Origin of the sequence: Azospirillum palustre (assembly GCF_002573965.1) — a bacterium.
GTDB lineage: Bacteria > Pseudomonadota > Alphaproteobacteria > Azospirillales > Azospirillaceae > Azospirillum > Azospirillum palustre.
Window position 1 is genome coordinate 612,246 of record NZ_PDKW01000039.1, and the last position, 18,735, is coordinate 630,980.

Sequence of the window (18,735 nt, forward strand, 5' to 3'; positions counted from 1 at the left end):
CCATGACCGAGTCCAGCATTCTGCACCAGGGCCAGACGTCCATCGGCGTTGCGGAACTCGATGAGTTCTCCTCCCTCCTCCAGAAGGAATTCAAGCCGCGCTCCGACAATGCGCGGAGCGAGGTCCAGAACGCCGTCCGCACCCTCGCCGAGGAGGCCCTGCGTTCGGCCAAAGTCCTGTCGGGCGATGCCGCGGGCACGATCCAGGCGATCATCGCCGAGATCGACAAGAAGCTGACCGAGCAGGTCAACCATATCCTGCACCACAAGGATTTCCAGTCCCTGGAAGGCTCCTGGCGCGGCCTCCACTATCTCGTCAACAACACTGAAACCGACGAGATGCTGAAGATCCGGGTCATGAGCATCTCCAAAAAGGAGGTGGGCAAGACCCTGAAGCGGTTCAAGGGCACGTCCTGGGACCAGAGCCCGATCTTCAAGAAGCTGTACGAGGAAGAGTTCGGCCAGCTGGGCGGACAGCCCTACGGCTGCCTGGTGGGCGACTATCATTTCGACCAAAGCCCGCCGGACGTCGAGCTGCTGGGGCAGATGGCGCAGGTCGCCGCCGCCGCCCATGCGCCCTTCATCGCCGGCGTGTCCCCGGCCGTCCTGCAGATGGACAGCTGGCAGGAGCTGAGCAACCCGCGCGACCTGACCAAGATCTTCCAGACCCCCGAATACGCCGGCTGGCGTTCGCTGCGGGAGAGCGAGGATTCGCGTTACATCGGCCTCGCCATGCCGCGCTTCCTGTCGCGCCTGCCCTACGGCGCCAAGACCAACCCGGTCGAGGAGTTCAACTTCGAGGAGGACGCCGAGGGGGCCGATCACGGGAAATACACCTGGTCGAATTCCGCCTACGCCATGGCGGCCAACATCAACCGCTCCTTCAAGACCTACGGCTGGGTGTCGCGCATCCGCGGCATCGAATCCGGCGGCGCGGTCGAGGGCCTGCCGGTCCACAGCTTCCCGACCGACGACGGCGGCGTGGACATGAAGTGCCCCACGGAAATCGCGATCAGCGACCGCCGCGAGGCGGAACTGGCCAAGAACGGCTTCATGCCGCTGGTGCACAAGAAGAACACCGACTTCGCCGCCTTCATCGGCGCGCAGTCGCTGCACAAGCCGGCCGAATACGACGACCCCGACGCCACGGCCAATGCCAATCTGGCGGCCCGCCTGCCCTACCTGTTCGCGACCTGCCGCTTCGCCCATTACCTGAAGTGCATCGTCCGCGACAAGGTCGGCTCCTTCAAGAGCCGCAAAGAAACGGAGCAGTGGCTGAGCGAGTGGATCATCCAGTACGTGGATGGCGATCCGGCCAACTCCAGCGAGACCACCAAGGCTGAAAAGCCGCTGGCCGCCGCCGAGGTGGTGGTCGAGGAGGTCGACGGCAATCCCGGCTACTACACCTCGAAATTCTTCCTGCGCCCGCATTACCAGCTCGAAGGCCTGACCGTGTCGCTGCGGCTGGTGTCGAAGCTGCCGTCGGGTCGGGGGGCCTGATGCCGAAGGCCGTGCGCCCCGTTCCGTCGGCGCACGGCCGTCCGGCTCAACCCGGTCCCGACCAAATCCTGGTCGTTGCGTTACAACCAACCCATTGGAGCTTGAAACATGGCTTACGACGTTTTCATTGATATCGACGGCATTCCCGGCGAATCGCTGGACGCCAAGTACAAGGACAAGATCGCCGTCCGCAGCTTCTCCTTCGGCGTCGCCCAGTCCGGCACCTTCGCGCACAACAGCGGCGGCGGTGCGGGTAAGGCGGATTTCTCGGCGCTGAAGTTCCTGAAGCACACCGACAGCGCCACCCACCTGCTGTTCCTGCACTGCGCCAACGGCCAGCACATCAAGCAGGCGACCCTGATCGTCCGCAAGGCCGGCGGCGAACAGCGCGATTTCCTGAAGATCCTGCTGACCGACGTGCTCGTCCAGAGCTTCAACTCGGTCGGCGACCCGAACGGCCCGGAACACCAGCCGCTGGAGGAGGTCACGCTCGGCTTCTCGACCATCAAGGTGTCTTACGCCAAGCAGAAGCAGGACGGCAGCATGGAGGCGTTCAAGGACGCCGGCTGGAGCGTCAAGGAAAACAAGAAGCTCTGATCCCATTCGCCGGGAGGGGCGCCCCATCGCCTCTCCCGGCGGCGAGGGACTGACGAAACGGATCGGGTGGCGACGATGGGCGGTATGGAACCTGGCGCGGATGTCCGCCAGAGCCTGAAGGACGGCGACCTCGCCAAGGCCTTGGAGCAGGCCAAGACCCTGGTGCGCAAAGACCCCGCGTCCGCGAAGCCGCGCATCCTGCTGTTCCAGCTGTTCGCGATCTGCGGCGACTGGGACCGCTCGCTCAACCAGCTCGCCGTCGCGGGCGACATGACCGCCGAAACCGCATTGATGGTCGGCACCTATCGGGAGGCGCTTCCCTGCGAGCCGTTGCGCGCCCGCATCTTCGCCGGACGGGAAACCCCCATCGTCCTGGGAAAGCCGGAGAACTGGATCGCCCTGCTGATCGAAGCCCTGCGTCTGGACGGGCTGGGAAAGACCGAAGAGGCCGCGGCGCTGCGGGTGAAGGCGCTGGACGAGGCCCCGGCCACCGCCGGCACCATCGACGGCACGCCCTTTTCCTGGATCGCCGACGGCGACCAGCGGCTGGGACCGGTTCTGGAGGCCGTCGTCAAAGACCGCTACTGCTGGATTCCCCTGCACCGCATCCGCAGCATCGACGTCGAACCCCCGACGGATCTGCGCGATCTGGTGTGGACGGCGGTTACGCTGACCCTCGCCAACGGCGGCGAGATCGTGGCGCTTGTTCCGACGCGCTATCCCGGCAGCGCCGAGAGCGCCGACCCCCTTCTGCGGCTTGCCCGGCGCACGGATTGGGTGGAGACGCCCGGCGGCCTCTACACGGGGCTGGGCCAGCGCATGCTGGCGACCGAAGCGGGGGAGCACGCGCTGATGGACGTGCGCCGCATCGACCTCGCCGTTGATTTGGCCATTGATTTGCCCATCGACCGGGCCATCGGCTCGGATGCGACCGGGCCGATGGCCGCGGAGGACGGTGGAGACGCGATGGCCGACATGCCCGAAGACCATCATGGCTGAACTGACGGTCCAGGAAAAGCTTCAGCCATCGCTGCTCGACCGCCTGTTCGACGATGAACCGGCGCAGCGGCAGGAGTCGCGTGAACGGCGGGTTCTGTCGCTGCGCCGGCTGCGCGAAAGCGTGATGCGCGACCTGGCCTGGCTTCTGAACGCCAGCAATCTGGGCGCCGAACTGGACGAGGAGCGTCATCCGGAGATCGCCCGCTCGGTGCTGAATTACGGCATGCCGCCGCTGGCCGGCCTGTCCAGCATCGGCGTGGAGCTCCCCGACCTGGAACGGCGGATGTTCGACGCCATCCGTCGCTTCGAACCGCGCATCCTGCCCAACACCCTGAACGTCAAGCTGATCCGGCAGGGTGAGCAGCACAACAGCCGCGCCCTGACCTTCGACATCGAAGGCGAGCTGTGGGCCCAGCCGGTGCCGATCCGGATTTTCCTGCGCACCGAGGTCGATCTGGAGGTGGGCGTGGTGAATGTCTCCGACAATGCGGGCTTCCGATGATGCACCCGCAGCTGCTGCGCTATTACGACGACGAGCTGCGCCACCTGCGCGAAGTGGGGGCGGAGTTCGCCGAGGAATTCCCGAAGATCGCCGGGCGGCTGGCGCTGGAGAAGTTCGAATGCGCCGACCCCTATGTCGAACGCATGCTGGAAGCCTTCGCCTTCCTGACCGCGCGCGTGCAGATCAAGATGGAGGCGCAATTTCCGCGCTTCATCAACCATCTGCTGGAGGTGGTCTACCCGCATTATCTGGCGCCGACGCCGTCGATGGCGGTGGTGCGGTTCCAGCCGGACCTGAGCGAGGGCGGGCTTGCGGAAGGCTTTCTGATACCGCGCGGCGACACCGTGCTGCGCAGCGTGGCCGGCAAGGGGCGGAACACCGCCTGTGAATACCGGACCGGCCACGACGTGACGCTGTGGCCGATCGAGCTGATCCGCGCCGATTATCTGCCGACCCCCGGTGCGGTCGCGGCGCTCGAGGTGCCGGAGGTCCGCGGCGTGCGCGCCGGCCTGCGCCTGCGCCTGAAGACGACGGCCGGCCTGACCTTCGACAAGCTGGCGCTCGACCGGCTGCCGCTGTTCCTGTCGGGCGCCGGCGGCCTGCCGGTCGCCCTGTGCGAGCAGATCCTCGGCGCCGGCCTCGGCATGGCGATCCGCCCGGCGCAACGCCCGGCGTCCTGGCAGGAAATCCGCCCCGCCGCCAGTCTGGCACGCTGCGGCTTTTCGGAGCGGGAGGCCCTGCTGCCCGCCTCGCCGCGCTCCTTCGACGGATACCGGCTTCTGCACGAGTATTTCAGCTTCCCGGCGCGCTTCCAGTTCGTCGAGCTGCGCGATCTGTCCGGCGCGGTCCGCCGCTGCACAGGCGATGAGCTGGAGATCGTCATCCTGTTCAGCCGCGCCAACCCGCAGCTGGACGGCGTGATCGACCAGCAGAACATCCAGCTTTTCTGCGCGCCCGCCGTCAACCTGTTCCCCAAGCGCGCCGACCGCATCCACCTGAACACCCGCGACACCGAGCACCACATCGTTCCCGACCGCACCCGCCCGCTCGATTTCGAGGTGCATTCGGTGCTGTCGGTGGCCGGCTATGGCGCCGGGACGGAAGTGGCGCAGGAGTTCAAGCCCTTCTACGCCGCACGCGACCAGCATGCCGTCGGGTCGGACCATGCCTTCTATGCGCTGTCCCGGCAGCCGCGGGTGCTGTCGACCAAGCAGAGGCGCGTCGGGCCGCGGTCGAGCTACATCGGATCGGAGGTCTTCGTCTCGCTGGTGGACGGCGAGGAAGCCCCCTATGGCCACGACCTGCGCCAGCTCGGCATCATGGCCCTGTGCACCAACCGCGACCTGCCGCTGCACGCGTCGTTCGGACAGCTGAACACCGACTTCACGATGGACCAGGGCGCCCCGGTGGAGTCCATCCGCTGCGTCGCCGGCCCGTCGAAGCCGCGCCCCTCCAACGCCGAGGGGGCCACCGCCTGGCGGCTGATCAGCCACCTGTCGCTGAACTACCTGTCCCTGGCCGACAGCGACCCTGAACGGGGCTCCCAGGCGCTCCGGGACCTGCTGAAGCTCTACACCGACCGGGAGGAGGCATCCGCCGCCAAGCAGGTGGACGGCATCCGGCACGTCCGGACGGCGCCCATCGTGCGGCGTGTCCCCGGGCGAGGCCACATCGTGCATGCGCGCGGCCTGGAGGTGTCCGTCACCTTCGACGAGCATGCGTTCGACGGCAGCGGCATCTTTCTGCTGGGCGCCGTTCTGGAGGAATTCTTCGCCAAATACGTGTCGCTGAACAGCTTCACCGAAACAGTGATCCACAGCCTTGACCGCGGAGAGGTGATGCGATGGCCAGCCCGGATCGGCCGCCGCGAGCTGCTGTAGATCCGCTTGAGGCGATACGGGCCGAGCCGCACGCATTCGGCCTGTTCCACGCCTTGCGCCTGATCGAATGCTCCAACCCCCAGGCCCCGCGGCTGGGCCGGCACAGGAGCCGCGCGGCCGAGGAGCCGGTGCGGCTGGGGCAGCAGCCGACGATGGGCTTCGCGCCGGCCACGCTGGCCGCCGTCGCCGGCGGCGACGGCCGACCGAACCGGCTGCTGGCCTATGGCTTCGGCATGTTCGGGCCCAACGGCCCGATGCCCCTTCACATCACCGACCAGCTCCTGGAACGGCGGCGCTATCACGGCGACGACACGCTGGCGCGGTTCGCCGACCTCTTCCACCACCGGCTGATGTCGCTGTTCTACCGCGCCTGGGCGGATGCCGAGCCGACCGTCAGCCACGATCGCCCCGACAGCGATCCGTTCGCAACCTATCTGGCCTCCCTGATCGGGCTGGGACTGCCGTCGCTGCGCGACCGGGACGCGCTGCCCGACGGCGTGAGGCTCCATTTCGCCGGCCGGCTGGTGGGGCAGGCCCGCAACCCCGAAGGGCTGTGCGCCATGATCGCCAGCTTCTTCGCCATCGGGGCGACGGTGCAGGAGTTCGTCCAGGCCTGGATGGACCTGCCGCCGGAATGCCGCTGGCGTCTGGGCGGCGACCCCATGTCCGTGACCGCCGGCGCCGGGCCGACCCTGGGAGAGGGGCTGACGCTGGGGGCGCGGGTCGTGGATGCGCAGCACCGCTTCCGCATCCGGCTCGGCCCGATGGGCATGGACGACTACGCCCGCATGCTGCCGGGCGGACCGAGCCTGGATCGGCTGGTCGCGCTCGTGCGCGGCTATGCCGGCGACGAATTCGCATGGGATGTCCAGCTCGTGCTGCGCGCGCCCGAGGTGCCGCCCTTCCGGCTCGACGGGTCGAACCGGCTGGGCTGGACCTGCTGGTTGGGGCCGCGCCCCGCCGATGCGCAAGGCGCCGCACGCGACGCCGACGATCTCGTTCTCGACCCTTTCGCCGCGCGCACCGCAACTGGTGCGCCCGACCGTTCCCAGGAGTTTGACAATGGCAGGGATTAGCCGCGTTTCGCTGTTCGGCAAGCTCAACCCGGTGGCCTACCGCGCCATCGAAAGCGCGACCGTGTTCTGCAAGATGCGCGGGAACCCCTATGTCGAGTTGGCGCACTGGATCCACCAGATCCTCCAGCTTCCCGACAGCGACCTGCACCGGGCGATCCGCCGGTTCGACCTGGACCCGTCGCGGCTGGCACGGGACGTGATCGAGGCGCTGGACCGCCTGCCGCGCGGCGCCACGGCGATCAGCGACCTGTCCCCGCAGATCGAGGAGGCGACCGAGCGCGGCTGGGTCGCCGCCTCGCTGATGTTCAAGGCGCCGCGCGTCACGACCGGCCACCTTGTGATCGGCATGCTGCAGACGCCCGGCCTGCGCAACGCCCTGCCCTCGCTGTCGCGCGAGTTCGCCAAGGTCAGGCTGGACACGCTGGTGGAGGAGTTCGCCGCCCTCACGGCCGGTTCGCCGGAGGACGCCCAGGCGGACGGCGCCGATTTCGGCGGGGCCGCGCCCGGCGAGGCGAGCGGGGCCATGCCCCCGGCGGCGATGGGCAAGCAGGAGGCGCTGGCCAGGTTTTCCGTCGACCTCACGGAAAAGGCGCGCAAGGGCGAGATCGACCCCATCGTCGGCCGTGACGACGAAATCCGCCAGATCGTCGACATCCTGATGCGCCGCCGCCAGAACAACCCGATCCTCACCGGCGAGGCCGGCGTCGGCAAGACCGCCGTGGTCGAGGGCTTCGCGCTCCGCATCGCGGCCGGCGACGTCCCGCCGCCGCTGCGCGACGTGACGCTGCGCACGCTCGACGTCGGCCTGCTCCAGGCCGGCGCCAGCATGAAGGGCGAGTTCGAGAACCGCCTGCGCCAGGTGATCGAAGAGGTGCAGTCGTCGCCCAAGCCGATCATCCTCTTCATCGACGAGGCGCACACCCTGATCGGTGCCGGCGGAGCCGCCGGGACCGGCGACGCCGCCAACCTGCTGAAGCCGGCGCTGGCCCGCGGCAACCTGCGCACGGTCGCCGCCACCACCTGGGCCGAATACAAGAAGTATTTCGAGAAGGATCCGGCGCTGACCCGCCGTTTCCAGACCGTGCAGGTGGCCGAACCGGGCGAGGAGAAGGCCATCCTGATGATGCGCGGCCTGTCCTCCACCCTGGAGAAGCACCACAAGGTGCAGATCCTCGACGAGGCGCTGGAGGCGGCGGTCCGGCTGTCGCACCGTTACATCCCGGCGCGCCAGCTTCCGGACAAGGCGGTCAGCCTGATCGACACGGCCGCCGCCCGCGTCGCCATCAGCCAGCATGCCGTCCCGGCCGAGGTGGACGACAGCCGCCGCCGCATCGAAGCGCTGCGCACGGAACTGGCGATCATCGCCAGGGAGGCTGCGGTCGGCATCGACACGGCGCGCCGCGCCGCCGAGGCGGAGGAAAAGCTGGCCGCCGAGACCGGCCGCCTGACCGGGCTCGAGGCCCGCTGGCAGAGCGAGAAGGCGCTGGTCGACCGCATCCTGGCCCTGCGTGGCCGTCTGCGCAGCGGCGGCGCGGCCATCGAGGGCACCGGCTCCGACCTGGAGGCCCGCGCCGACGCCGCGGCGGACACGGCGCAGCAGGCGCTGACCGAGGCGGAGCGCGCCGGCCTCGTGGCCGACCTGCGGGCCCGGCAGGCCGAGCTGGACGAGTTGCAGGGCGACGCGCCGCTGATCCTTCCGACGGTGGACGAACAGGCGGTGGCCTCGGTCGTCGGCGACTGGACCGGCATCCCTGTGGGCCGCATGGTCAAGAACGAGATCGAGACGGTCCTGAAGCTTGCCGACACGCTGAACCAGCGTGTCATCGGCCAGTCGCACGGGCTGGCGATGGTCGCCAAGCGCATCCAGACCTCGCGCGCCAGGCTCGACAACCCGAACAAGCCGGTCGGCGTCTTCATGCTGTGCGGGCCCAGCGGCGTCGGCAAGACGGAGACCGCGCTGGCGCTGGCCGAAACGCTGTACGGCGGCGAGCACAACGTCATCACCATCAACATGAGCGAGTTCCAGGAGGCGCACACCGTCTCGACGCTGAAGGGCGCCCCTCCGGGCTATGTCGGCTATGGCGAGGGCGGCGTGCTGACCGAGGCGGTGCGGCGCAAGCCCTACAGCGTCGTTCTGCTGGACGAGGTCGAAAAGGCCCACCCCGACGTGCACGAGATCTTCTTCCAGGTGTTCGACAAGGGCATCATGGAGGATGGCGAGGGCCGGCTGATCGACTTCAAGAACACGCTGATCCTGCTGACGTCCAACGTCGGCAGCGACCTCATCATGAACATGTGCCGGGATCCGGAACTGCTGCCGGAACCGGAAGCGATCGCCAAGGCATTGCGCGAACCCTTGCTGAAGGTGTTTCCGGCCGCCCTGCTCGGGCGCATCGTCACGATTCCCTACTATCCGCTCAGCGACGAGATGATCGGCAACATCATCCGCCTGCAGCTGGGCCGCATCCAGAAGCGGATCCAGGCGACGCACCGCATCCCCTTCACCTACGACGACGCGGTGGTGACGCTGATCGCCAGCCGGTGCGGCGAACTGGAGAGCGGCGGCCGCATGATCGACGCGATCCTCACCAACACGGTGCTGCCGACCGTCAGCAACGCCATGCTGGAACGCATGCTGGGGGGCGGCACCGTGCCGCGCATCCATGTCGGCGTGACGGAACAGGACTTCTCGTATGACTTCGGCTGAGCCGGGAGCCACCGGACCCCGGCATCGGAGGCGTGAACTGGAATGCTGAAGCAGGCCTACCGCGACATCGCCGTCTCCTCGCATCTGGGAGAGGACGTGCTGGTCTTCCGCCGCATGACCGCGGTCGAGGAGATCAGCACGCCGTTCCGCTTCGACATCGATCTTCTGACCGCACGCCCGAAGATCGACTTCGACAGCATGCTCGGCCAGAACATGACGGTGCGGCTCAGGCTCGACACCGGGGAGCGCCATTTCAACGGCTTCGTGACGGCCTTCTCCCATGTCGGATCGGCCGGGCGGCACGGCCTTTACCGGGCGGTGCTGCGGCCGTGGCTGTGGTTCCTCACCCGCAACCGCGACTGCCGCATCTTCCAGGACAAGACGGTTCCGGACATCGTGAAGGCGGTGCTGCGCGAGCATGGCTTCACCGACATCAAGGACCGCCTGTCCGGCAGCTATCAGCCCTGGGAATATTGCGTCCAGTATCAGGAGAGCGACTTCGCCTTCATCAGCCGGCTGTTGGAGCATGAAGGCATCTATTATTACTTCACGCACCAGAACGGGAACCACACGCTGGTGCTCGGCGACGGGGTCGGGGCGCACGACCACCTCACCCCGACCGACCGGCTGCGCTACAATCCCGAGGCGCGCCACCGCGAAAGCGTGCCGTCCGTCGACGCCTGGACCGTCGGGCGGCAGGTGCTGAGCGGGGCCTGCACCGTGGACGACTTCGACTTCGAGCGGCCGAAGGCGGTGCTGCGCACCGGGCTGTCCATGGCGCGCCCGCACGCGCTGTCGGGCATGGAGGTGTTCGAGTATCCGGCCGACATGGCCTACATGAAGACCGGCCAGCGCAGCGGCATGGGGCCGGTCTATGCCCGCATGCGGCTGGAGGAGATCCAGTGCCGCCATGAGACGGTGGATGCGGCGACGACGGTCCGGGACCTGCGCTGCGGCCAGCTCTTCTCGCTGACGCACCACCCGATCGACGACCAGAACCGCGAGTATCTGGTGCTGTCCACCGTGTCGGAGATCGTGTCCGACGAGTTCGAAGGCGGCAGCGACTCCGCGTCCGCGCAAGAGCCCTACCGCTGCCGCTTCACCGTGCTGAACAGCCAGGAGCAGTTCCGGCCGCCGCGCGAAACCCCCCTTCCGGTGATGCGCGGGCCGCAGACGGCCATCGTCAGCGGCAAGAGCGGCGAGGAGATCTGGACCGACAAGTACGGCCGCATCAAGGTGCGCTTCCATTGGGACCGCACCGGCAAGGCGGACGAGACCAGCTCCTGCTGGATCCGCGTGGCGCAGAGTTGGGCGGGCAAGCGCTGGGGCGCGCAGTTCCTGCCGCGCATCGGCCAGGAGGTGATCGTCGATTTCCTGGACGGCGACCCCAACCGCCCGGTCGTCACCGGCAGCCTCTACAACGGCGACGCCATGCCGCCCTACGAACTGCCCGCCAAGGCGACGCAGTCGGGCGTGCGCACCAACACGGTGAAGGGATCGGGCGCCAACGAGCTGCGCTTCGAGGACAAGGCGGGCGAGGAGCAGATCCTGATCCAAGCCCAGCGCAACCAGGACAACCATGTCCGGAACGACACGCTGGAACGGATCGGCCGGGACCGGCACCTGATCGTCGGCGGCAACCAGCTCGAACGGGTCGATGCCGACCAGCACCTGACGGTCGAGGGCGACCGGAACGAGAAGGTCACCGGCACCGTGTCGCTGACCGTCGAGCACGACCTGCACCAGAAGGTCGCGCAGAACGCCGCCATGCAGTCGGGCATGGAAATCCACCTGAAGGCCGGCATGAATCTGGTGCTGGAAGCCGGGGCATCCGTCACCATCAAGGCGTCCGGCAGCTTCATCACCATCGGCCCGTCCGGGGTCACCATCAGTGGCGCGATGGTGCTGATCAACAGCGGCGGGTCGGCGGGGTCCGGCGCCGGCGCCCACCCGGACATGCCGAAACTGCCGAAAGCCGCGGCGTCCGACAGCCACGGCAGCGCCACGGCCGTCGAGCCGAAGCCCAAATACACACCGCCGAAGCTGGCGCTCAGCTCGCATCCGGTCGCCAAGCAGCTGACGGACGCCTACAACAACGGCACCCCCTTCTGCGAACAGTGCGAGGCGGGCCGCAAAGCGGCGGCCATGGACGGCGGAGGCTCGCGATGATCACGGAACAGGCGCTTCGGGCTTTGGCGGGCACGCTGTTCGCCGATCGATTGACGGTCTATGCCGTGATCGACGGCGCCGGCTGCCCGGCACTGCTGCCCATGCTGGACCGGCACGGGGTACCGTCCATCTGCCTCTACCGGGGAGAGCTGGAGCCCGAGCTGGCCGAGGCCGCACCCTATCTGGCGGAGCTCGTTCCGGAGTCCCCCTTCACGCGCTGGTTCCTCGGCGAAGGCTGGGACCGGCACTGGGGCATCCTGTTGAAGACGGATGCCGGGCTGACCGAGGTGCGGAGCCATCTGCGCCATCTGACCATGGCGCGGCTGCCTGACGGACGGGTGGTCTATTTCCGCTTCTACGATCCGCGCGTGGCGCGCGTCTTTCTTCCGACCTGCACACCGGAGCAGGCCATCCACTTCTTCGGTCCGGCGAGCGCCATCTTCATGGAAGGCGAGCGGCCGGCCACGCTGCTGCGCATGGAACCGGGACCGGACGGCGTGCTGGCGGCCCCCATGCCGCTCGGTGGCTGAAGGCCGGCGCGCGGATCGGACCGCGTGGAAGCGGAGCCGCGTGAAGCGTGAAGCGCAGGCAAAGCCCGAGAGCCGGCCTTCGTCCGACGCGTCCGCCACACCTGTCTTTTGCGAATGCCCATTTCGAAGAGGAAGCAGCCGACATGCCGATGCAGGTCGTGAACGGAGCCACGCTTCAGTGCAGTTTCGGCATGGCGCCGTCGATGCTGGTGGTGCTGCCGGTGCATCGGACGATGGCCGGCCACCAGCCTGCAGCCAACATCATGGACCATCAGCCCATGGTCAACATCCTGCCGTTCGGGATGTGCAGCAGCCTCGCCAACCCGGCGGTCGCCTCGGCCACCGCCGCCGCCATGGGGGTGCTGACGCCCATGCCCTGCATTCCCAACACCCCGGTCCCCTGGGCTCCCGGTGCGCCGACGGTCATTCTGGACAAGGCGCCGGCACTCGACACTCCATCCAAATGCATGTGCGCCTGGGCCGGAGTGATCTCCATCGTCAATCCGGGGCAGACGACGACGACGATTCCCTGATCGGTTGCCTTACCTTCTCCATGTCCGTCCTTAAAGCATCGGTAAACTTATCGGAACCAACCCTTCCGGGTGGAAATTCGTACAAAATTAGGCTATAGTTTTTTCAGCTTCTGTTCATACGCACACAGAGAGAATTGGCCCTGCCATGTTCCAGCGGAAAGGGATGCAGATGAAGGCCGTCGCTGTCGCACTCATGGTTGCCTGGTCCGGTGCGGCACTGGCCGCCGGCGCTGAAGCGCCAATGTCCGTCAACGGCATCGTGGACGCGCTGACGCCGGCCCAGCAGACCACAATCAGCAACGCCCGCCCCAAGCCGGGTGTGGAGCGCGGCCTGAACCTGGCGAACGGCACCAACAATTCGGCGGCTGCCGGGCCGTCCTCGCAAATGCGCAAGCTCGACTTCAAGGTCGAGTTCGAATTCAACTCGGCCACCCTGCTCCCCTCCGCGACGGAGGTGCTCGATCTGCTGGGCCAGGCGCTGACGACATCCGACCTGAAGGGCTATCGCTTCCGCATTGGCGGCCACACCGACGCTGTCGGCAGCCCCACCTACAACAAGCAGCTCTCGGCCCGCCGCGCCAATGCGGTCAAGGAGTATCTCAGCAGCCGCTTCGGCATTTCGCCCGGCCGTCTGGAAACCGCGGGCTACGGATCCGAGATGCCCCTCGATCCGCGCAATCCCAAGGACGGCAAGAACCGTCGGGTGGAAATCGCCAACCTCGGCCATTGAAGGGCGGGTGTTGGAGGTTAGAGTGCGATCGCGTCGAGCGGACCCGCCCGACGCGTGACCCACACGGAAAATCAAAAGCCCGGAGTTGGTCCGATGCATCGGTTAGGCACCGGACGGACCCTGGAGCTTTGTCGACCATCCGGGCTCCGCTTCGGCGGGCTTCGGTGCGTGCAGTCCTGGCAAATCCTGGCGGCTCCGGCAGAGTCCGGCGAATCCCGGCAGGCCGAGGCGCACCCAACCAATCAGGGTATGAATGACCGAGCAGCCGTCCGCATCTTCGGAACCGCAGCGCACCGCGATGCCCTTGTTCTACAACAGGGTGTTTTCCCTCGACCCGGCCCGTGACCAGGGTCTGCGCCTTGCGTCGGCGCCGAACGCTGCATTCGCGCGCCAAACCAGCCTGATCCCACTGCTTGCCAATGAGTTCGGCGCGGCGCTCGCCGACTATCCGATCGTCTTCACCTCCGGGGCCACGGTCGATGCCGTGGCGGTCGTCGGCATCAAGACCGACGAGAACCTGTTCGTCGATGCCGACGGCCGGTGGAAGGCGGGCTGCTACGTGCCGGCCTATGTTCGCCGCTACCCGTTCATTTTCATCGATCTTCCCGACGGCGACAGCTCGGCCCTCGGCTATGACCCGGACAGCACGCTGATCGGCCCGGACCAGGATGTGCCGCTGTTCGACGGCGACCAGCCGACGGATGCGACGCGCCAGGCCTTGAGCTTCTGCGCCACCTTCCGGAACGAGGCGCGGACGAGCGCCGCCTTCGTGAAGGCCATCGTCGAAGCCGGCGTCCTGACGGAAAAGGCCGCGCAGATCAGCCTGAGCAACGGAGCCCAGGCCCGCGCCGACGGGTTCCAGGTGGTCGACGAGGAAAAGCTGGGCCGGCTGCCCGACGACCAGTTGCTCGACTGGCAGCGCAAGGGCTGGCTCGCTTTGATTCATGGGCATCTTTTCTCGCTGCACCGGTGGCCGGAACTGGTCGCCCGGTCGCTGGCCTGATGCCATTTCACGCGGAAGGTTGTCGTCCATGGCGTTCTTTTCTTCATTGAGGTGCCGGCGTCTGGCATCCGTGGCGATGCTGATCGGTGTCATGGGGCTTTCCGCCTCCGCCACCGGTGCTGCCGAAGCGACACCGGCGGAACAGCCCGCCGCCGCGGTCGTCACCGGCTTTCGCAGCGCCACCTTCGGAATGACCGAGGCGCAGGTCATCGCGGCCATCCAGAAGGACTTCAAGGTCAATCGGCCCGATATCGCGGTCGAGCAGAACAAGATCGAGCGCACCACCAGCATCTCGGTGACCGTGCCCGATCTTCTGCCGGACACCGGCAAGGCGAAGCTGGCCTACATCCTCGGCCACAAGAGCAAAACGCTCATCCAGATCAATGTCGGCTGGGGGGCGGTCGCCGGGGTGCCGGCCACCGCGGAGCAGATCCTGGGAACAGCGCAGCTGCTGAAGACTTACCTGCTCGGCGCGGGGTACGATCCGCAGAAATCGGCGGTGGACGCCGTGCTTCCCGATGGATCGGTGATGCTGTTCCGGGGCATCACCACCCAGGGTCCGGCAACGATCCTGACCCTGTCCGGCCCGGTCGAGCAGACTGGCGACAGAAAGACGCTGACCCCGGCGGCCCTGTCGCTGTCCTACATCTCCAACCCCGGAAACCCGGACATCTACCGGATTCCCAAGGGCCAGTTCTAAGCAGGTTTTCCCCCTGGGGAGGGGGGAACGCCCAGAGCGGGGCCCACCCAGCGCGCCAGGAACGCGTCCTCCGGCCCCGCCGTCATCGTCGGCCGCGCCGCCAGCAGCAGTTGCAGCAGTGCGGTGTGCAGGTCCATGCAGGCCGACAGATCGACGCGCGGCGCCGCCGTCGCCTCCAGCCATTCGGCGAGCGGCAGGGCGTCCTCGACGGTGCAGGCGGCCTCGAAGCGGGCGAGGTCGGCGTCATAGCGGATCGGCATCACAACAACTCCCGCAAATCGAGCACCAGGATCAGCCGGCCGTCGCCCAGCAACGCCGTGCCGGCATAGCCGCGCAAGCCCCGCAGAACCCCGGTCATCGGACGCAGCACCACGTCGGCGCGCTCGCCGACATCGTCCACCGCCACGGCGACCGGCCCGTCGCTCAGTTCGACAAGCACGACGCAGTCCGCCCCGCCCCCAGCTCCGCGCCCGTGCCCGCCCCCTTGCCCATGCCCGTCATCGGCGGGCTGGCCCAGCAGGCGGCGCAGCCGGACCAGCGGCACCACCCGGTCGCGCAGCACGACGCTTTCGGCCCGCTTCACCCCGCGGATCTCGGTCCGCGGCACCCGCTGGACGCCGCCGACCACCGCCACCGGGATGCCGTAGACGGATCCCGCCGCCTCCACCACCACGACCCGGGTGATGCTGAGCGTCAGCGGCAGCGATAGCCGCACCCGCGTGCCGCTGCCGGGGGTCGAGGCGATCTCCACCCGGCCACCGGCCCGTTCCACCGCCGCGCGCACCGCATCCATGCCGACGCCGCGGCCGGACAGGTCGGACACGCTGCCGGCGGTGCTGAAGCCCGGGGCGAAGACCAGCCGCACGGCGTCGTCGTCGCCGAGCGCCGCGGCGGCATCAGGGGCGAGCAGCCCCTTGGCGACGGCGGCTTTGCGCATCGCCGCCGGGTCGATGCCGGCGCCGTCGTCCGACACCTCCACCACCACCCCGCCCTTGTCCTGGAAAGCATGGACCCGCAAGGTGCCGCCCGGCGGCTTGCCCAAGGCAGCCCGGCGCTCCGGCGCCTCGATGCCGTGGTCGATTGCGTTGCGCACCAGATGCAGCAACGGTTCGCCCAGCACGTCGAGGATGTCCTTGTCGGCCTCCGTCTCCGCCCCGTCCAGCACCAGCTCGACCGTCTTGTCCAGCCGGCGGGCGGTGTCGCGCACCAGCCGGGGCAGCGGATCGAACACACGGGCGAGCGGCAGCAGCCGCAGGCGCAGCGCCGCATGGCGCAGGTCGCCGACCAGACTGTCCAGCCGGGCGGAGAACGCCTTCATGTCGCGTGTCAGCTCGCCGTCCCCGACGCGGCGGACCAGCGGTCCCAACTGCCCCTTCACCACCGACAGCTCGCCGACCAGCGCCATCAGCGCGTCCATCCGCTCCGGCTCCACCCGCAGGGCGCGGCGCGGCGAGGCAGGCCGCGCCTCGGCCACGACGGGCATTTCCGGAGGACTGTTTTCCGGGGGGCCGTCGGCCAGGAAGCGGCGCAAGGTCCCGGCATCGCCGCAGGCCGCCGTCACCACGGCCCGGTCGGCCGGCCGGCCCAGCGCCGTCAGGATCGCGGCGACCGCACGCGCCACCGCGGCGCTGCGCGACCCGCGTTCGGCGGCGCTTCCGGGCAGGTCGAGAATGCGCGCCTGCTCCTCCAGCATCGCCGCCGCCAGCGAGCCGGGCGCTGCCATGGCAATCGGCTTGGCGGGAGGCGGCACCGCAACAGGGGCCAGCTTGACACTGCCGATCCGCACCTGATCGGGAACGCTGCGGAAGGCCGGCGTTACTGCCTCCACCGCCGCACCGCTCAACGCGCGGAAACGCAGCAGGCAGCGGTAGGGATCCATCTGCGCCAGCGGCGGCAGCGGTTCCGCCGGTTCGATCCGGAGCCACCGCAGGTCGGGGACCCGCCGGAACAGGGCCAGCGGATCGTCTCCGGTGAAGAAGCAGTCCGGATCGGGCCCATAGTCGATGGCGGTCAGCACGCCGCCGGCCGCAGCCACCCCTGCGGCTTCCCGGTCCTCGCCGGCCAGCGCCGCTGCCCAGGGGAAGGCGTCCGCCTCCCCGGCGGCCTCTCCGCCACCGGCCGCCCCCTCCGCAGACACCCCGGACAGCCCGCGGACCAGCGTCTCCGCCGCCTGCGCCGCATCGGCGGGCAGGGCGCCGCTGTCCTCCAGCGCCGCCACCCAGCGGGCGCACTGGTCGAGCGCGCGGGACAGCCGGTCGGCCAGCTCCGGCGTCATGCTGCGCCGGCCGTCGCGCAGCAGCGACAGCGTGTCCTCCCCGGCATGGACCAGCCGGGTGAAGGCCGCCATGTCGAACAGGCCGCTCGCCCCCTTCAGCGTGTGGAAGGCGCGGAACAGCTCGTCCACCGACGCGCGGTCGGCGGGATCGTGCTCCAGCGCCAGAAGCGCGCCGCCGGCCGTCTCCAGCAGCTCCTGCGCCTCGACGACGAACTGGTCGAACAGCTCGCTCATGGCGCGCCCCCCGCGGTGAGAGGTTGCCCGGTCAGCAGCCGCGCCGCCTCCACCAGCACCTCCGGCCGCGGCGGCTTGACGATGTACCAGTTGGCGCCGGCCAGCAGGGCCTGCTCGCGGTCGCTGTCCTTCGATTCGGTGCTAATCATGATGGCCGGCACGTCGCGCAGCGCCGGATCGCGGCGCAGGACGCGCAGCATGGTGTAGCCGTCCATCTTGCGCATGTTGACGTCGACGATCACCAGATCGGGCGGGGCGGCCATGGCGCGCTCCAGCCCCTCGATGCCGTTCACCGCCTCGTCCACCGCGAAGCCGGCGCCCTCCAGCACGCGGCGGCTGAAGGCGCGCACGGTCACGGCGTCGTCCACCACAAGGACACGCGGCACCGGGACGCCCGGCCCACCGGTATCGTTCGCGCTCATGCGGCACCCCCGTCGACCGGCTTCTGGTAGAGGATGGCGTCGGGGAAGCGGCGCGGCACGAACAGCGAGGACATGCGGCTCATGCTTTCCGAATGGCCGAGACAGACGAAGCCGCCCGGCGCCAGGGCATCGTGGAACATGCTCGCCGTCTCCCGTCGTCCAAGATCGTCGAAATAGATCAGCAGGTTGCGGCAAAAGATCACGTCGATCCCGCGGAAACCGCGCACCTGCTGCGGGTCGGCGAGGTTGACCAGCGAGAAATCGACCGAGTCCCGCAAATCCTCGACGATCTGCCAGCGCGGCCCCCACTCCGCGGCCGCACCGCGCAGGGGCTGGAAATATTTGGCGCGCAGATGCGCCGGCAGCCCTTGCAGGGCGCGCTCGTCATAGATGCCCTCGCGCGCGCGCTCCAGCACCGCGCTGTCGATGTCCGACGCCAGCAGCTCGATCTCGTAATCGTCCACCCGGCTCCAGCTCTCCAGCAGCATGATGGCGATGGAATAGGGCTCCTCCCCGGTGGCGCAGCCGGCCGACCAGATGCGCAGCCGCGAACCCTTCGGCCGCCCCCGCACCAGCTCGTCGAGGACGGAATTCACCAGGCAGTCGAACTGGTACTTCTCGCGGAAGAAATAGGTCTCGTTCACCGTCATCAGGTTGACGAGCCGCTGAAGCTCCTCCCCCGACGCCTGGAAGCGCAGCAGGTTCATGTAGGCGCGCAGATCGGTCGCCCCGACCGCCTGCATGCGGGCGGCGACGCGGCGGTCGACGAAATAGCGCTTGGCCTCGGTGAAGGACAGGCCGGTGCGCTCCCGCAGGAAGCCGCACAGGATCGCATAATCCTCCGGCGACAGGCCTTGCGGGTCGGTGTCGCTCACTCCG

General features: G+C 68.4%; 17 protein-coding genes. 13 read left to right on the plus strand and 4 right to left on the minus strand.

The window, feature by feature from the left end:
* Positions 1 to 2: 2 nt before the first annotated feature.
* The 13 genes from tssC to CRT60_RS08955 all read left to right on the plus strand — a co-directional run bounded on the left by tssC (position 3) and on the right by CRT60_RS08955 (position 14,925).
* The gene (tssC, locus tag CRT60_RS08895) at positions 3 to 1,499 is read left to right on the plus strand and encodes a type VI secretion system contractile sheath large subunit (protein ID WP_098736047.1); all 1,497 of its coding nucleotides are present in this window, start codon (positions 3 to 5) and stop codon (positions 1,497 to 1,499) included.
* A 108-nt stretch (positions 1,500 to 1,607) separates the two neighbouring features.
* Entirely contained in the window at positions 1,608 to 2,096 is a 489-nt protein-coding gene (locus CRT60_RS08900) for an Hcp family type VI secretion system effector (RefSeq protein WP_098736048.1), read from the plus strand.
* Between the two features lie 84 nt (positions 2,097 to 2,180).
* On the plus strand, positions 2,181 to 3,095 hold the full coding sequence (locus tag CRT60_RS08905; RefSeq protein ID WP_098736049.1) for a type VI secretion system accessory protein TagJ: 915 nt from the start codon (positions 2,181 to 2,183) through the stop codon (positions 3,093 to 3,095).
* Positions 3,088 to 3,597, plus strand: coding sequence for a type VI secretion system baseplate subunit TssE (gene tssE / locus CRT60_RS08910; RefSeq protein WP_098736050.1), 510 nt, complete (start codon positions 3,088 to 3,090; stop codon positions 3,595 to 3,597). Before CRT60_RS08905 ends, tssE begins: the two co-directional genes overlap by 8 nt.
* Positions 3,594 to 5,477, plus strand: coding sequence for a type VI secretion system baseplate subunit TssF (tssF, locus tag CRT60_RS08915; protein ID WP_204561749.1), 1,884 nt, complete (start codon positions 3,594 to 3,596; stop codon positions 5,475 to 5,477). The genes tssE and tssF overlap by 4 nt, the downstream gene beginning before the upstream one ends.
* Positions 5,441 to 6,553 (plus strand): type VI secretion system baseplate subunit TssG, encoded by a 1,113-nt coding sequence (tssG, locus tag CRT60_RS08920; RefSeq protein WP_098736051.1) that lies wholly within the window; start codon positions 5,441 to 5,443, stop codon positions 6,551 to 6,553. The genes tssF and tssG overlap by 37 nt, the downstream gene beginning before the upstream one ends.
* Positions 6,540 to 9,260, plus strand: a complete 2,721-nt coding sequence (gene tssH / locus CRT60_RS08925) for a type VI secretion system ATPase TssH (RefSeq protein ID WP_098736052.1) — start codon at positions 6,540 to 6,542, stop codon at positions 9,258 to 9,260. Before tssG ends, tssH begins: the two co-directional genes overlap by 14 nt.
* 42 nt (positions 9,261 to 9,302) lie before the next feature.
* The gene (locus tag CRT60_RS08930; protein WP_098736053.1) at positions 9,303 to 11,429 is read left to right on the plus strand and encodes a type VI secretion system Vgr family protein; all 2,127 of its coding nucleotides are present in this window, start codon (positions 9,303 to 9,305) and stop codon (positions 11,427 to 11,429) included.
* Complete coding sequence (locus CRT60_RS08935; RefSeq protein WP_098736054.1) at positions 11,426 to 11,959, plus strand: DUF4123 domain-containing protein; 534 nt, start codon at positions 11,426 to 11,428, stop codon at positions 11,957 to 11,959. The genes CRT60_RS08930 and CRT60_RS08935 overlap by 4 nt, the downstream gene beginning before the upstream one ends.
* A gap of 143 nt (positions 11,960 to 12,102) precedes the next feature.
* On the plus strand, positions 12,103 to 12,492 hold the full coding sequence (locus CRT60_RS08940) for a DUF4280 domain-containing protein (RefSeq protein WP_098736055.1): 390 nt from the start codon (positions 12,103 to 12,105) through the stop codon (positions 12,490 to 12,492).
* 169 nt (positions 12,493 to 12,661) lie between these two features.
* Positions 12,662 to 13,222, plus strand: coding sequence for an OmpA family protein (locus CRT60_RS08945; protein WP_161958006.1), 561 nt, complete (start codon positions 12,662 to 12,664; stop codon positions 13,220 to 13,222).
* 253 nt (positions 13,223 to 13,475) lie between these two features.
* Entirely contained in the window at positions 13,476 to 14,225 is a 750-nt protein-coding gene (locus CRT60_RS08950; RefSeq protein ID WP_098736057.1) for a SapC family protein, read from the plus strand.
* A gap of 70 nt (positions 14,226 to 14,295) precedes the next feature.
* Positions 14,296 to 14,925 (plus strand): hypothetical protein, encoded by a 630-nt coding sequence (locus CRT60_RS08955; RefSeq protein ID WP_143273177.1) that lies wholly within the window; start codon positions 14,296 to 14,298, stop codon positions 14,923 to 14,925.
* Here CRT60_RS08955 and CRT60_RS08960 read toward each other — a convergent pair.
* From CRT60_RS08960 to CRT60_RS08975, 4 genes are read right to left on the minus strand one after another with little or no spacing between them, the layout of a single operon-like run.
* Entirely contained in the window at positions 14,922 to 15,185 is a 264-nt protein-coding gene (locus CRT60_RS08960; protein WP_098736059.1) for a hypothetical protein, read from the minus strand. The two genes, CRT60_RS08955 and CRT60_RS08960, sit on opposite strands and share 4 nt — an antisense overlap.
* Positions 15,185 to 17,434, minus strand: a complete 2,250-nt coding sequence (locus CRT60_RS08965; protein WP_098736060.1) for a chemotaxis protein CheA — start codon at positions 17,432 to 17,434, stop codon at positions 15,185 to 15,187. Before CRT60_RS08965 ends, CRT60_RS08960 begins: the two co-directional genes overlap by 1 nt.
* Positions 17,431 to 17,856 carry a response regulator gene (locus CRT60_RS08970; protein WP_098736061.1) on the minus strand — a complete coding sequence of 142 codons (426 nt, stop codon included), beginning with the start codon at positions 17,854 to 17,856 and terminating at the stop codon, positions 17,431 to 17,433. The genes CRT60_RS08965 and CRT60_RS08970 overlap by 4 nt, the downstream gene beginning before the upstream one ends.
* The gene (locus CRT60_RS08975) at positions 17,853 to 18,731 is read right to left on the minus strand and encodes a CheR family methyltransferase (RefSeq protein WP_098736062.1); all 879 of its coding nucleotides are present in this window, start codon (positions 18,729 to 18,731) and stop codon (positions 17,853 to 17,855) included. The genes CRT60_RS08970 and CRT60_RS08975 overlap by 4 nt, the downstream gene beginning before the upstream one ends.
* Positions 18,732 to 18,735: the final 4 nt, after the last annotated feature.

What these genes read in the sequence shown, in the direction of transcription:
- CRT60_RS08905 (WP_098736049.1), top strand. Translation starts at nt 2,181, where the DNA reads ATGGAACCTGGCGCGGATGTCCGCCAGAGCCTGAAGGACGGCGACCTC.
- tssH (WP_098736052.1), top strand. Translation starts at nt 6,540, where the DNA reads ATGGCAGGGATTAGCCGCGTTTCGCTGTTCGGCAAGCTCAACCCGGTG.
- tssF (WP_204561749.1), top strand. Translation starts at nt 3,594, where the DNA reads ATGATGCACCCGCAGCTGCTGCGCTATTACGACGACGAGCTGCGCCAC.
- CRT60_RS08930 (WP_098736053.1), top strand. Translation starts at nt 9,303, where the DNA reads ATGCTGAAGCAGGCCTACCGCGACATCGCCGTCTCCTCGCATCTGGGA.
- tssG (WP_098736051.1), top strand. Translation starts at nt 5,441, where the DNA reads ATGGCCAGCCCGGATCGGCCGCCGCGAGCTGCTGTAGATCCGCTTGAG.
- CRT60_RS08960 (WP_098736059.1), bottom strand. Translation starts at nt 15,185, where the DNA reads ATGCCGATCCGCTATGACGCCGACCTCGCCCGCTTCGAGGCCGCCTGC.
- tssC (WP_098736047.1), top strand. Translation starts at nt 3, where the DNA reads ATGACCGAGTCCAGCATTCTGCACCAGGGCCAGACGTCCATCGGCGTT.
- tssE (WP_098736050.1), top strand. Translation starts at nt 3,088, where the DNA reads ATGGCTGAACTGACGGTCCAGGAAAAGCTTCAGCCATCGCTGCTCGAC.
- CRT60_RS08935 (WP_098736054.1), top strand. Translation starts at nt 11,426, where the DNA reads ATGATCACGGAACAGGCGCTTCGGGCTTTGGCGGGCACGCTGTTCGCC.
- CRT60_RS08970 (WP_098736061.1), bottom strand. Translation starts at nt 17,856, where the DNA reads ATGAGCGCGAACGATACCGGTGGGCCGGGCGTCCCGGTGCCGCGTGTC.
- CRT60_RS08965 (WP_098736060.1), bottom strand. Translation starts at nt 17,434, where the DNA reads ATGAGCGAGCTGTTCGACCAGTTCGTCGTCGAGGCGCAGGAGCTGCTG.
- CRT60_RS08945 (WP_161958006.1), top strand. Translation starts at nt 12,662, where the DNA reads ATGAAGGCCGTCGCTGTCGCACTCATGGTTGCCTGGTCCGGTGCGGCA.
- CRT60_RS08950 (WP_098736057.1), top strand. Translation starts at nt 13,476, where the DNA reads ATGACCGAGCAGCCGTCCGCATCTTCGGAACCGCAGCGCACCGCGATG.
- CRT60_RS08900 (WP_098736048.1), top strand. Translation starts at nt 1,608, where the DNA reads ATGGCTTACGACGTTTTCATTGATATCGACGGCATTCCCGGCGAATCG.
- CRT60_RS08940 (WP_098736055.1), top strand. Translation starts at nt 12,103, where the DNA reads ATGCCGATGCAGGTCGTGAACGGAGCCACGCTTCAGTGCAGTTTCGGC.